Raw genomic sequence first — 13,877 nt, 5'->3', positions numbered from 1 at the left:
ACAGCCCATACCGGGCAGGAAGGGCCCTACTATGACCAAACTTCGTTCCTACCTTGCAGCAGCAGTGCTTCCGCTCATCCTGGCAGCGGGCGCCTGCGGCCCCTCCCAGGCCTCCCAAGAAGACAGGATTGACCCTCAGGCCGCCATCAGCGTCAACAATGCCGAACCTACGGCTCCCCTGATTCCCTCCAGCACCAACGACACCGCGGGCTGGAAGGTGGTGACCCAGCTCTTCGACGGGTTGGTCACCTTCGATGCCAAAGGCGGGATGACCCTGGTCGAGGCCAAATCGATTACTCCCAATGAGGATGCAAGCCGGTACACGATTGTCCTCAAACCAGGACTCACCTTCAGCGACGGGGAGCAGATCACAGCCAAGACCTATGCGGATTCCTGGTCCTTCGCGGCGAATGCAGCCAATGGGCAGCTGGGCGCCTCGGCTTTTTCGACCATCGCCGGGTACGAGCAGGTGCAGGATGAGCATGGCGACCCCAAGGCTCCTCTGTCCGGTCTCCGGGTGGTCGACGACCTGACCCTGGAGGTGACCATGGACAAGCCGGATTCCTCCTTCCCCTACAAGGTAGGAGATGTGGCCTTCCTGCCACTGCCGGCAGCCGCCTACAAGGACATCAAGGCCTTCGGCAAGAAACCGATCGGGAACGGGCCCTACCGCTTCAAATCATGGGTGCCTAATCAGGGCATCAAGCTGGAGAAGGATCCCTCATACAAGGGACCGCGCAAGGCTCGGAACGGAAGCCTGGAGTTCAGGGACTACCAGAGCCTCGATGCCGCCTATGCCGATATCCAAGCCGGTCACCTGGATGTGCTCGATACGGTTCCGGTCTCCCGTCTGAAAACCTTTCATACCGATTCGGGCCTGCAGCCCCTGATCAAGCCAGGGCCGGCCTTCCGGTCCCTGACCATCCCGCAAGGCCTGCAGCATTTCCAGGGGCAGGAGGGCGCCCTTCGCCGGGCGGCCCTGTCGTATGCTCTGGATCGCGCGAAAATAGCCGACAAGGTCTTCGCTGGTTCGGTTACGCCGGCCACTGATTTCCTGGCACCCACCATCAAGGGCAATGCCTCCGACATCACTGGCAAAGAGGTGCTGAGCCACGATCCGGACCAGGCCCGTAAACTGTGGAAGCAGGCTGATGCCATATCTCCCTGGGAGGGCACGCTTCGCATTGCGTACAGTGCCGACGGGGCAGACAAGGACTGGGTTGATGCGGTTCTGCATGAGTATGCCCAGGTTCTGGGAATCAAGACGGCACCGAATATCTTCCCGACTGGCAAGGAATTCAATACTGCAGTTCATAACCGTCAGGTCAACAGTATTTTCAATTCGGGCATCACCTCGGACTATCCCCACCCCGAAGGCTACTTGGTTCAGGGATATGCCTCCAGCCAGGCCGATGGCAAGGGTCTGAACAATGGGGACTACAAGAGCGCCGAATACGATGCCATTCTGTCCCGTGCCGCGTCAAAGACCGATCAGGACGAAGCCATGCAGGATTACCGCGAGGCCGAAGCCGTTCTCTTCAAGGATCTTCCGGTGCTGCCGCTCTGGTACAGGAAGGTCTCAGCGGTGGCCGGCAAGCAGGTTCGCCAGGCTCCTTTCGGATACATGGGTCTGCCTGTCTACAACCAGGTCACCAAGTAAGTCCGACAACCCGGATCTGGCTGATGACGAGTCGTTTTGATACCATGACTCTGGCCGGTACGGTCGGCGCGGGGCCTTAGCTCAGTCGGTTAGAGCAAACGACTCATAATCGTTCGGTCCAGGGTTCAAGCCCCTGAGGCCCCACACAGACAATCCCCCCGGAACCTTCTAAAGGTTCCGGGGGGCTTTATTGATGGATCGAATTAAGAGGTTCAGGTTTCTCAGCCCAGCACTGGTTCGCGTCTTCGATGACTGCCAGTGGAATGACTAAGGTTTTGTCCCCCGAACTTTCTTGATAGTCTTAGTAGAAGGACCAGCCCCGGCTAATGTCGGGGCTGTCCTCTCGCCGCCTAGCTCTAGCATCCATGATTCACCGATGCAAATATGTATGGCTTCACATGTAAGCCGGGGGAAAAGAGCTAGGCGCGTTTTTTATGTCGGATCATAGAGCACCCTCGGTGTATATCCACTTCTCGGTGCTCCAAACGTGCTTACGTAGACAGCCATCAGATCTGCGCACGACACAATAATCCGGAAGCGCTTCCGTAGAACCGCTAAGTATGAGAATTTATCAGGGAAAAGAATACGGGACGGGCTCGAGTAGGAGCCGTCGGCTTATGCCGGGAAACTATACGCATGTACATCTCCTCTGGAACTGAAAATAGTTCAGCCCCTGTAGGTTCATCGTGTATACGTCCCCCGTATATCTTGTACTAATCATACACCTTGGAGGGGGTGTGTCAAAGCTGAGCAGGGCGAGCCGGGGTGCTCTGATCTGGGTCCGCAGCCGCATTGCGAATCGTGTGTAAATAGCGGTAGACGCTGGGTGAGGAGATCCCTAGAGCCCGGGCAACCGTGTCCACCGAGCCCTTGACCAGGAAGACCCCTGACCCATCCAGGCGCGTGATCAGCTGCAGTCGCTCCTGCCGGTTCATTCTTGCCGGAGGAATACCAAGCTCTGCGGCGAATTCGGCAATATTATGCGTAACGACTTCGTCTGTGTTGACTGAGAGCACTTCACGGGTCGATTGGCCGGTCCCGGTCTCAGCATCCGATTCTTCTGATGCGGCTCTATCGTCGTTCAGTACCGCAGCAGGATCGGCCAGTCCCAGAGCGTCCAGGTAAGCGCTTGCTCTTCTGAGCTCTTTGCTGGCCTGTCGGAAGGCGGAGCTGTCGAAATTGATGCAGAGAAAGCCGATCACCCGTCCTCTGGAATTCCGCACGAACAGGGTGGACGAGACCACGGGATGCCCCTGGATGGTGTAGCCAGCGTGATGGGTCAAATAGTTGTGCTGGTCGTATTCGTGGTTCCGCCAGATGTGCAGGACCAGGTCGGTGGCGGGACTGCCTATGGTGCGTCCGCTCAAGTTGCCGTTGGCGATGGCAACCACCGAATGCGAGAAATCCCTGACGTTCTGAAGCACAACTTCCGTCTTGGGGCCGAGGATCTTACCCAGGAAGTCCACCAGCGGGACGAAAAGCTGCAGAGAAGATGAAACGGGCTTTGATGCACTCATTTGGTCACCCCATCCACTGACTAAAGCCAGATAGTACCATCGCTGCTCTGGTATTAGACGCAGACACTCGGACGGAGCCCGCGGCTGTAGACTGGCGGAAGGTCGCTGCGAGCACATCTGCACGGGATGAGAGGTTGACTAATGACATACGATTTCACCAGCATCATGGACAGGCACGGCAAGGACGCCATTGCGGTTGACGGCCTGGGTGCCGAGCCTGGATTCGCCCCCGATCCTCCCAAGGAGGGCTTCGATGTCATCCCCATGTGGATTGCCGATATGAACTTCCCTACGGTGCCGACCATACCCGAGGCCATCATCGAGCGTGCCAAGCACCCGGCTTTCGGCTATTTCAATCCCACTGACGAGTACTACGACGCCATCATCAACTGGCAGCGCACCCGCAATGGTGTGGAAGGCCTGACGGCTGAGGACATCGGCTATGAGAACGGGGTCCTGGGCGGGGTTGTCTCGACTTTGACCGCCTTCGCGGCTCCCGGCGATGCGGTTTTGCTCCACAGCCCGACCTACGTCGGCTTCACGTCCTGCATCGAGAACAATGGCTACCACATCGTGCACAGCCCCTTGAAGAAGGACGAGCAGGGCGTCTGGCGCATGGACTTCGAGGACATGGACCGCAAGCTCAAGGAGAACAACATCCATGTGGCGGTCTTCTGCAGCCCGCACAACCCCTGCGGCCGTGTCTGGGAGAAGTGGGAGATCGAGAAGGCCATGGAAGTATATAAGGAGAACGACTGCGTGGTCATCTCCGACGAGATCTGGTCAGACTTGATCCTGTCGGGCCACAGGCATATCCCCACCCAATCGGTCAGCGAGGATGCCCGCAACAGGACGGCTGCCTTCTATGCACCCAGCAAGACCTTCAACCTGGCCGGGCTGGTCGGCTCCTACCACATCATCTACAACAAGTATCTGCGCGACAGGATTGTGGCCAAGGGGTCCAAGGCCCACTACAACGACATGAACGTGCTGTCCATGCATGCCCTGATCGGGGCCTACAAGCCCCAGGGCCAGGAGTGGGTGGATGAACTCCGGCAGGTTTTGACCGGGAATGTGGACTACGCCTACGATTACATCCGGCAGCATTTCGAGGGAGTCGAGCTTTCCAAGCCCCAGGGCACCTACATGCTCTTCCTTGATTGCACACAGTGGTGCAAGGACCATGATCTGGGCCTGGACCAGCTGCTCAAGCGTGCCTGGGATGTGGGTGTGGCCGTCCAGGACGGGCGGCAGTTCAAGGCTCCCTGCGCCATCCGCATGAACCTGGCTCTGCCTTTGAGCCGTGTCCAAGAGGCCATGGACCGTCTGGACAAGTACGTCTTCAACGCCTGAATGATCCCTGAACGATCGTGGACCCTCGCTGTCGGACAGAGCCGATCGGCGAGGGTCCATCATATGCGGGCGAATCCTTGCTAAAGACTCACTGGAACTGCATGCCGCCGTCCACAATCAGGGTCTGGCCGGTGATGTAGTCAGAGTCGTGCCCAGCCAGGAAGGCTACGGCATTGGCCACATCCTCGGGCTCGGAAAGCCGCCCCAGGGCGATGCCGTCCGAGAAGGTGGACATGCCCCACTCGTCATCCTTGCCGGCGTTGGCCCCGACCTGATGTGCGATGTCCATCATCATGGGCGTCTTGACGATGCCGGGGGCGTAGGCGTTGGCGGTGATGCCCTCCTTGGCCAGATCGCGTGCAGCCACCTGGGTCAGGCCGCGGATGGCGAACTTGGTGGAGGAATAGAGCATCAAATTGGGATTGCCCACCACACCTGCCTGGCTGGCGGCGTTGATGATCTTGCCCCCGTGGCCTCGATCACGGAAGGCCTGGACGGCGGCCTGCATGCCCCAGATGGTTCCTGCCACGTTGACGTGGTAGACCTTGTCGAACAGCTCCGGGGTGATGGAATCGATGGGGGTGGTCGGTCCCAAGCCAGCGTTGTTGACGATTACATTGAAGTCGCCCAGTTTGGTGGCCGTCTTCTCTACCGCCGAGCGCACCTGGACACGATCGGTCACGTCCAGGGTGACAGCCATGGCCCGTCCCTCAGATTGATTGATGGAGTCGGCCACTGCCTGGGCCTTGTCGGTGTTCATGTCCGCCACGGCCACGGCGAACCCGTCCTTGGCCAGACGGCGGGCAATGGCCTCGCCGATTCCCTGAGCCGCCCCTGTAACGAACGCCACTTCCTGCTGCATTGCTGCCCTCCTTTGTCGCCTCGCCGGGCCGGTCGGTCCGACTGTTTGATTCTAAAGGGCGAGCGGTCCGCCACACCGGTTGGCTGATTCGGCGTGTGGCGCAAGGGGGTCGTATTCTCCCCGGGTTGCGCTAGACTATTACGCGGTTGCCGGTTCACGTCCGCCACAGGGGCGGTCGACCCGGGGCCCTTGAATCTAGGAGTAACCATGAAGCAGGGAATTCATCCCGATTATCATCCCGTTGAGGTCACGTGCTCGTGCGGCAATACCTTCATCACCCGTTCGACCGCTCCCGGCGATCATATGACGGTTGATGTCTGCTCGCACTGCCACCCCTTCTACACCGGCAAGCAGAAGATTCTGGACACCGGTGGCCGCGTGGCTCGGTTCGAAGCCCGTTACGGCAAAAGGACCAAGTAGCACTTCCAACGCCAGTCCCTTCCGGGTCGCTCTGCTATGCCCGGTGGGGACTGGCGTTTTTTATGACTTGAACCATGCGGATGAGCGGACGGGAAGGGTGTAGATGAGCGAGGAGCAGTTTCCGGCGGCGGTGGCTGCCGTCGAGGAGTACGGTCGCCTGGAAAAGCAGATGAGTCAGCCCGAAACGGCTTCAGATCCGGCGCAGATCCGCAAGTTGGGCCGCAGGCATGCTGAGCTCGCACCCATCGTTGAAGCCTACAAGGCCTATCAAAGCGCCTTGGAAGACAGCCAGGCCGCCGAACAGATGGCACGGGAGGATCCTGACTTCGCGCAAGAGGCCAAGGCCATGGCTGACCGAATACCGGACCTGGAACAGGCCCTGCGCACCGCGCTTATTCCGCGTGATCCCGATGACGGCCGCGATACGATCATGGAGATCAAGGCCGGCAGCGGCGGCGAGGAGGCGGCCCTCTTCGCTGGCGATCTGATGCGCATGTATGTGCGTTATGCCGAAAAACGCGGCTGGACCACCGAGATCATGAGCGAGAACCGTACCCAGCTGGGCGGGGTCAAAGATGCCCAGCTGGCCATTCGCGCTCGCGGCCAGGTGGCTCCGGCCGACGGCGTCTGGGCTTCGCTCAAGTACGAGGGCGGCGTGCATCGGGTCCAGCGCATCCCCGTCACCGAGTCCCAGGGCCGTATTCAGACCTCAGCTGCGGGGGTCATCGTCTTTCCAGAGGCTGACGAGGACGACGACGAGATCGAGATCGACCCCAAGGACCTCAAGGTAGACATCTTCATGAGCTCCGGCCCGGGAGGACAGTCCGTCAACACCACCTACTCTGCTGTGCGGATGACCCACATTCCCACCGGCATCGTGGTCTCCATGCAGGATGAGAAATCCCAGATACAGAATCGCCAGGCCGCCCTGCGGGTGCTCAAGTCCCGTCTGCTGGCCATGAAGCACGAGGAGGAGGCCGCCCAGGCCGCAGACATGCGCCATTCCCAGGTCCGTTCCCTGGATCGGTCCGAGCGTATCAGGACCTACAACTTCCCAGAGAGCCGGATCGTGGATCACCGTACCGGCTACAAGGCCTACAACCTGGAACAGGTGCTGGACGGCGATCTGCAGGCCGTCATCGACTCCGACATTCAAGCTGATGAGGCCCGCAGAATGGCATCGCAGGGGTGAATCAGCAGGAGCGCGGGACCAGTATGGCTGAGCTGGTCGATAGGGGCCATCACCTGCTGGCCCAGGCTGGCCTGCCCACTCCGCTCAATGATGCCAGGTTGCTGCTGGCCGATGCCCTGGGGTGCGATCTGCACCAGCTGGATCAGGCGCTGCTCTTGGATCGGACTGCTGAGGAACTGCTGACGAACGGTGTTGGTCGCAGACAGGCCGATGACTCCCAGTCGGCGGCCCTGGACCGTTATCAGTCCTATCTGCAAAGGCGGGTCGGACGCGAACCCTTGCAGTACATTCTTGGCCACGCCTGCTTTCGTTATTTGGATCTCCGCCTGGGTCCGGGGGTCTTTATCCCCCGTCCTGAGACCGAAACGGTGGTTCAGGCAGGTATCGATGCCTTGACTGGAGTGGATCATCCACTGGCAGTGGATCTGTGTTCCGGCAGTGGAGCCATCGGCCTGTCCTTGGCCACAGAGGTTCCAGGTGCGCGGGTTCGGGCCGTGGAGGTGGACAAGGAGGCATATCGGTGGGGTGCGTTGAATGCCGCCGCTCAGGAGGCTGCCATTCGGGAGGCTGGATCCGACTATCAGCTGCTCTTGGCTGATGCCACGGATTCCGCCGCCCTGTCTGATCTGGATGCCCATGTGGATTTGGTCATCAGCAACCCTCCCTACGTCCCCATGGATGCGATTCCTAGCCAGCCCGAGGTGCGTGACTGGGATCCGGACCTGGCCCTCTATGGCGGTTCACCCGACGGGTGCCTTGTGCCCTGCCGCATTCTGGACAGGGCCATGGTTTTGCTCGCACCCGGCGGTCTGCTGGTCATGGAGCATGACGCCTCCCAGGGGGCGGCCATGGTTGCAGCTGCACAGGAGCGAGGGTACCTGGATGCGCACACACACCGGGATCTGGCTGGCCGCGACCGCTACCTGACAGCCCGACGGCCAGGGTGACGGGACGCAGATCCGCGGTTCTTCAGGTCCTGGCGGGCTGCCGGGGTCCTGGGATAGATTGGTAGCTGGTCACATGAACATGTCGAGCCGAAAGGTCGTGATGCAGGGTATGAGCCGGGTGATGACCTATGACAGTCGGTCGCCGCAGTTACTGGCCCAGGTGGTGGCCGCCGGGGGGCTGGCGGTCATTCCTACCGACACGGTCTATGGCATCGTCTGCGATCCATGCAATGACGCGGCCATCGATAGGCTCTTCCAGGCCAAGCACCGTCCCAGGACCAAGTCCATCCAGGTGCTGTTGGATGGGGTCCAGGCCATGGTCCGGCTGGATCTTAGCCTGCCTGCGCCTCTGGATCGCCTGTCCGATGCCCTGTTGCCGGGCCCCTTTTCGCCTATTGCCCTTGTAGGAAGGTCCTGCCCTCTGCGCACCCCTCGAAGGGAGCCCAAGGGTCCCACCCAGGCCGTCAGGGTGCCTGACTCGTCCATTTGCCGGGCCCTTCTGCAGGTGACCGGCCCCCTGGCTGCTTCCAGCGCCAACCGATCCGGCAATCCCAGCGTGGAGACCGTCCAGCAGGCCGAATCCGAGCTGGGTGACAGCGTCGATCTCTACCTGGACGGGGGGCCGACCCCTGGCTCAGTGGCCAGCACGGTGGTGGAAGCCGACAAGAATGATCCTGACGGAATACACGTGCTGCGGCAGGGCGTCATAGGCGAGACTCGGGTCCGTGCAATACTGTCCGGCCAGACCAGCAGAGGGGAGGGTCAGTGAGGGTATACCTGTTCATTGCTGCCATCGCTGGCGGAGCCACCTGGCTGGTCATGCCCATGGTTCGTCATCTCGCCATCCGGGTTGGTGCCGTAGGTGTGGTCCGCGCTCGGGACGTGCACAAGGTGCCCACCCCCCGTATGGGCGGCTTGGGCATGCTGATAGGCTTTGCCGTGGCCATGTGCTTCGCCTCCCGCATTCCCTTCATCACGGGCCTCTTCCAGTCCGGACATCAGGCCTGGGTCATTCTGGCCGGGGCCGTGGCCATCTGCCTGCTGGGCATAGCCGACGACCTTTGGGACCTGGACTGGATGCTCAAGCTGGCCGGCCAGCTGCTGATTTCGGTCTTCGTCTCCTGGGGTGGCATCCAGATCATCTCCCTGCCTCTGGGATCCCTGGTGGCGGCCTCGCCCAGCCTGTCCATGGCCATCACAGCCTTCCTGATCGTGGCCTCCATCAATGCGGTCAACTTTGTGGACGGCCTGGACGGCCTGGCTGCAGGCATCGTAGCCATCGGGGGCATCGCCTTCGCCATCTACTCCTATATCATCGCCCGCATCTCGCCCGACTATGCCTCCTTGGCGACCCTGATCGACGTGGCCATGGTGGGCATTTGCGTGGGATTCCTCCTGCACAACTGGCATCCGGCCAAGCTCTTCATGGGCGATTCAGGATCCATGCTGCTGGGATACTTGATCACCTGCGCTTCGATTGTGGTGACTGGTCGGCTGGATCCGGCCACCATTCACGCCAGCATCTATCTGCCGGCCTTTATGCCCATTCTTTTGCCCATCCTGGTGCTTTTCCTGCCCGTTCTGGACATGTGCTTGGCCATCGTCCGGCGGCTCAGCCACGGGCAATCACCCATGCACCCCGACCGCATGCACCTGCACCATCGTATGCTGCGCATCGGTCACACGGTTCGGTCCGCGGTCCTGATCCTCTGGGGCTGGGCCGCCCTGATTGCCTTCGGCTCGCTCTTTATTCTTTTCTTCCCACTGAGATATGTCTTGATCGGTCTGGCCCTGGCCGCCATACTGCTGACCTTCGCTACCCTCTACCCCTACTACCGTCGTCGCCTTCCCGAAATCAGGCGTGAGAACGCTCTTCTCGCCGCCCAAGGTTCGCAGCATGCGGCCAGACCGCACAGGCATCGCAAGAGCCGCCACGACAAAGATGAGGACAATTGATTCGCCCAATGAAATAGTGCGGACACGGTGCCGTGAACGGTCAAGAAGCACTTGTAGCATGGTGCTATGGCTATGGAAAACCCACAAAGCGAACCCTCCTCCTACACTCAACTTCCCGACGCCTTCCAGAAAATCGGTCTGGCCTATGACGACGTCCTCCTGCTGCCCAACGAATCCGATGTCATCCCCTCCGAGGTAGACACCACCACCCGGCTGACCCGGAACATCACCATGAAGTCCCCGGTCCTTTCGGCTGCCATGGACACCGTCACGGAGGCCACCATGGCTGTGGCCATGGCCCGCAACGGCGGCATCGGCGTCCTCCACCGCAATCTCAGCATTGAGGATCAGGCCAATCAGGTCGACATCGTCAAGCGGTCCGAGTCCGGCATGATCTCCGACCCCCTGACCGTCACCCCGGATGCCACGCTGACCGACCTGGACAAGCTCTGCTCCACCTACAAGGTCTCCGGTCTGCCCGTGGTGGATCGTCGGCAGCGGCTGGTGGGCATCATCACCAACCGTGACATGCGCTTCGTCAATCCTGCCGACTTCGACAGACTCAAGGTCAGCGACATCATGACCAAGGACCACCTGATCACCGGCCCGTCCAACATCACCAAGGAAGATGCCCATGAGCTGTTGGCCAAATACAAGGTGGAGAAGCTTCCCCTGGTCGATGACGAAGGCAAGCTGACCGGGCTGATCACCGTCAAGGACTTCGTCAAGACCGAGCAGTACCCCGAGGCCACCAAGGATGAGCGCGGACGGCTGCGTGTGGCTGCCGCCGTTGGTTTCTTCGGCGATGCCTGGCAGCGCATCACCGCCCTGGCCGATGCCGGGGTCGACATCCTGGTCGTGGACACCGCCCATGGCCATGCCAAGCTCATGCTGGATATGATTCGCAGGATCAAGGCTGATCACGCCTTCGACCATGTGGATGTGATCGGCGGCAACGTGGCCACCCGCGAGGGTGCCCAGGCGCTGATCGATGCCGGCGTTGACGCGGTCAAGGTCGGCGTGGGCCCCGGCTCCATCTGCACAACCCGCGTGGTTGCCGGTGTGGGCGTGCCACAGCTGACCGCCGTCTACGATGCTGCACTGGCCTGCCGCCCAGCCGGGATCCCGCTGGTCGCCGATGGCGGAATCCATTACTCGGGCGACATCGCCAAGGCCATCGTGGCCGGGGCCGATTCGGTCATGCTGGGCGGTCTGCTGGCAGGCACTGAGGAGGCTCCTGGCGAGAAGGTCCTCCTGCATGGCAAGCAGTACAAGGTCTACCGGGGCATGGGCTCGCTGGGTGCCATGGCTCCGCGCGGCAAGAAGAGCTACTCCAAGGACCGCTACTTCCAGGCCGATGTCACCAGCTCCGACAAGGTGGTGCCCGAGGGTGTCGAGGGCGAGGTGCCCTACCGCGGTCCGCTCAACTATGTGCTCTACGAGCTGGTCGGCGGCCTGCATCAGACCATGTTCTACACCGGTGCCCGAACCATCCCCGAGCTGCAGCGCAAGGGCCGGTTCATTCGGATCACCGATGCCGGTCTGCGTGAATCGCATCCCCATGACATCGTCATGACCAAGGAAGCCCCCAACTACTCAGGCTTCCACAACTGAGCCAAGATAGGCAGGTGATCGGCGCAGGATCTCATCAGGACCTGCGCCGATTGCATATCACAAGTCAGTCATGGTCCGGTCGGCTGTGCTGGCGGACCCCCCGCCGGTCACGTGCTGGCGGTATCTTGTAATGTTCCGTTCAAGACGGCGGAAGAAGCGATCCGGTGCGCGACCCGGATCTGAAAGGCGTACAGATGAGCGATAACAATGATCTGACTTTCTCTGCGGAGGAATCCCGCATGATCTGGATTGACTGCGAGATGACCGGTCTGGATATCTTCCATGACGAGCTGTGCGAGGTCTCCGTGGTGCCTACCGACTTCAACATGAAGGTCCTGGACAAGGGCATCGACCTGGTCATCAAGCCCTCCCAGGCGGCCCTGGACCATATGGGAGACTTCGTCAGGAAGATGCACACCTCCTCCGGCCTGATCGAGGAGATGAAGACCGGCCTGGATCTTGAGGAGGCCCAGCGTCAGGTGATCGAGTACGTCAAGCCCTTCCTGCCCAAGAACGGCAAGGCTCATCTGGCAGGCAACTCCGTGGGCTCCGACAAGAAGTTCCTCGACAGGTACATGCCTGAACTGATGGATCTTCTGCACTACCGGGTCATCGACGTGAGCACCCTCAAGGAGCTGTCCCGCCGCTGGTACCCGGACGTCTACAAGAACAAGCCGGCCAAGCATGGCGGCCACAGGGCCCTGGCCGACATCATCGAGTCCATGGACGAACTGCGCTACTACCGCTCCATGTTCTTCCTTCCGGCTCCCGGACCTGACCAGGCGCAGTCCAAGGCCGGGGCGGAACAGATCGAGCAGACCAGCCTGCTGCGTCATTACGAAGAGTCCGGCAATCCGGTCGAGGACGCCAACAAGCCTGAGAAGACCGACTACTGACAGGCATGGCCATGTACCTCTGACGTGGCACCATGGAGACATGCAGCAATCCGAAGCCTTGACCATATTGAGTGCGGGGGCCAATGCCTTCATCACGGGCGCCCCCGGGTCAGGCAAGACCTTTGTGCTCAACGAGTTCGTCGCCCAGGCCCGTCAGGCCGGGGCGGTGGTGGCGGTGACCGCCTCGACCGGCATCGCCGCCACGCACATCAACGGCCAGACCATCCACTCCTGGAGCGGAGTAGGCATCGCCACCTGCATGACCGAATCGCTCCTGAAACGGATCAAGACCCGCCGTCGCAGACAGATCGAGGGCACCGACATCCTGGTCATCGACGAGGTTTCCATGATGCACGCCTGGCTCTTCGACATGGTGGACCAGGCCTGCCGGGCCGTTCGCCACAGCCCTGAACCCTTCGGAGGGATCCAGGTGGTCCTTTCCGGGGACTTCTTCCAGCTGCCGCCGGTGACGCGATCCAACCGAGCTGCAGGAATACTGCCCAGCCCTGAATTGCAGGCTGCCCGGGAACGCTATGCCCAGGCCGGCAAGGACCCGGATGGGTTCGTCACCGAATCACTGGTCTGGCAGGACCTGGACCCGGTCATCTGTTACCTGACCGAGCAGCACCGCCAGGACGATGGCCAGCTCTTGACCGTCCTGACTGACATCAGAGAGGGTGGCGTCACCCAGGAGGACCATGAGGTCCTGGCCGCCCGTGTCGGCGCAGTGCCCGCCCCCGGCCAGGTGGCGGTTCACCTCTTTCCGGTCAACAAGCAGGCCGACACGCTCAACGACCAGCGCCTGGCCTCCATCGACGAAGAGGCTCACCATTACCAGGCCACATCCCGAGGTGAGGCCAGGCTAGTGGAACGGCTGAAGAAGAACATGCTGGCCCCCGAGGATCTGGCCCTGAAGACCGGAGCCGCGGTCATGGCCTTGCGCAATGACCAGGACCATCAATATGTCAACGGATCCATCGGCACCGTCAGCGGATTCACCAGCTCGGCCAAGGGGGGATGGCCGATCGTCTCCTTCCTGAACGGCAACGTGGTCACCATGAAACCGGCCGCCTGGGAGACCATGGATGGAGACACGGTCTTGGCCTCCGTCAATCAGGTTCCCCTTCGTTGCGCCTGGGGGATCACCATCCACAAGTCCCAGGGGATGACCCTGGATAGGGCAGTCATGGACCTGAGACGGACCTTCGCGCCAGGGATGGGCTACGTGGCCCTCTCGCGTGTGGAAAGTCTGGATGGGCTCTACCTGACGGGCATCAATGAGCATGCCTTCCTGGTCTCTCCCGATGCCGTCGTTCTGGATGCAGGTTTGAGGGCCGAGTCCAAGGCGGCCTGCGCCCGTCTGAAGGATGAAGGTCCCGAGTCCTTCACCAAGCGCGCAGTCGGTCAGGAGCCAGAAGACGAATTCAGCCAGGACCAGCTTTTCTGAAGGGTGGCCCTTA

At 61.0% G+C, this 13,877-nt stretch carries 12 protein-coding genes and 1 tRNA gene; 11 read left to right on the top strand and 2 right to left on the bottom strand.

The window, feature by feature from the left end:
* Window positions 1-31: 31 nt before the first annotated feature.
* Window positions 32-1,660, top strand: coding sequence for a peptide ABC transporter substrate-binding protein (locus QRX41_RS01195; protein WP_313838191.1), 1,629 nt, complete (start codon window positions 32-34; stop codon window positions 1,658-1,660).
* A 70-nt stretch (window positions 1,661-1,730) separates the two neighbouring features.
* Window positions 1,731-1,804 (top strand) — tRNA-Ile (locus tag QRX41_RS01190).
* Between the two features lie 596 nt (window positions 1,805-2,400).
* Here QRX41_RS01190 and QRX41_RS01185 read toward each other — a convergent pair.
* A complete protein-coding gene (locus QRX41_RS01185) occupies window positions 2,401-3,177 on the bottom strand; it encodes a helix-turn-helix transcriptional regulator (RefSeq protein ID WP_313838189.1) in 777 nt (258 codons plus the stop codon).
* Window positions 3,178-3,318: 141 nt separating this feature from the next.
* On the opposite strand from QRX41_RS01185, the gene QRX41_RS01180 reads away from it, so the two are divergent.
* Window positions 3,319-4,530 (top strand): MalY/PatB family protein, encoded by a 1,212-nt coding sequence (locus QRX41_RS01180; RefSeq protein WP_313838188.1) that lies wholly within the window; start codon window positions 3,319-3,321, stop codon window positions 4,528-4,530.
* An 88-nt stretch (window positions 4,531-4,618) separates the two neighbouring features.
* On the opposite strand, the gene QRX41_RS01175 is transcribed toward QRX41_RS01180, so the two are convergent.
* A complete protein-coding gene (locus QRX41_RS01175) occupies window positions 4,619-5,392 on the bottom strand; it encodes a (S)-acetoin forming diacetyl reductase (RefSeq protein ID WP_154312704.1) in 774 nt (257 codons plus the stop codon).
* 207 nt (window positions 5,393-5,599) lie between these two features.
* Here QRX41_RS01175 and rpmE point away from each other — a divergent pair, with 207 nt between their 5' ends.
* The 8 genes from rpmE to QRX41_RS01135 all read left to right on the top strand — a co-directional run bounded on the left by rpmE (window position 5,600) and on the right by QRX41_RS01135 (window position 13,864).
* Window positions 5,600-5,812, top strand: a complete 213-nt coding sequence (gene rpmE, locus QRX41_RS01170; RefSeq protein ID WP_015022244.1) for a 50S ribosomal protein L31 — start codon at window positions 5,600-5,602, stop codon at window positions 5,810-5,812.
* Window positions 5,813-5,915: 103 nt separating this feature from the next.
* On the top strand, window positions 5,916-7,004 hold the full coding sequence (gene prfA / locus QRX41_RS01165) for a peptide chain release factor 1 (RefSeq protein WP_045924736.1): 1,089 nt from the start codon (window positions 5,916-5,918) through the stop codon (window positions 7,002-7,004).
* A 23-nt stretch (window positions 7,005-7,027) separates the two neighbouring features.
* Window positions 7,028-7,951, top strand: a complete 924-nt coding sequence (gene prmC / locus QRX41_RS01160; protein WP_313838187.1) for a peptide chain release factor N(5)-glutamine methyltransferase — start codon at window positions 7,028-7,030, stop codon at window positions 7,949-7,951.
* A 121-nt stretch (window positions 7,952-8,072) separates the two neighbouring features.
* Window positions 8,073-8,720: an L-threonylcarbamoyladenylate synthase gene (locus tag QRX41_RS01155; RefSeq protein WP_313838186.1), complete on the top strand. Its 648-nt coding sequence runs from the start codon at window positions 8,073-8,075 to the stop codon at window positions 8,718-8,720.
* Complete coding sequence (locus QRX41_RS01150; protein ID WP_313838185.1) at window positions 8,717-9,907, top strand: MraY family glycosyltransferase; 1,191 nt, start codon at window positions 8,717-8,719, stop codon at window positions 9,905-9,907. The genes QRX41_RS01155 and QRX41_RS01150 overlap by 4 nt, the downstream gene beginning before the upstream one ends.
* 66 nt (window positions 9,908-9,973) lie before the next feature.
* Window positions 9,974-11,521 carry an IMP dehydrogenase gene (gene guaB, locus QRX41_RS01145; protein WP_288804900.1) on the top strand — a complete coding sequence of 516 codons (1,548 nt, stop codon included), beginning with the start codon at window positions 9,974-9,976 and terminating at the stop codon, window positions 11,519-11,521.
* Between the two features lie 194 nt (window positions 11,522-11,715).
* On the top strand, window positions 11,716-12,417 hold the full coding sequence (gene orn, locus QRX41_RS01140; protein WP_045924731.1) for an oligoribonuclease: 702 nt from the start codon (window positions 11,716-11,718) through the stop codon (window positions 12,415-12,417).
* 40 nt (window positions 12,418-12,457) lie between these two features.
* Complete coding sequence (locus tag QRX41_RS01135) at window positions 12,458-13,864, top strand: PIF1 family DEAD/DEAH box helicase (RefSeq protein ID WP_313838183.1); 1,407 nt, start codon at window positions 12,458-12,460, stop codon at window positions 13,862-13,864.
* Window positions 13,865-13,877 lie beyond the last annotated feature (13 nt).

It is taken from the genome of Bifidobacterium kimbladii (assembly GCF_032193675.1).
GTDB lineage: Bacteria > Actinomycetota > Actinomycetes > Actinomycetales > Bifidobacteriaceae > Bombiscardovia > Bombiscardovia kimbladii.
The sequence above is the reverse complement of the archived record's forward strand: the minus strand, read 5'-3'. Positions and strand labels throughout refer to the sequence as shown.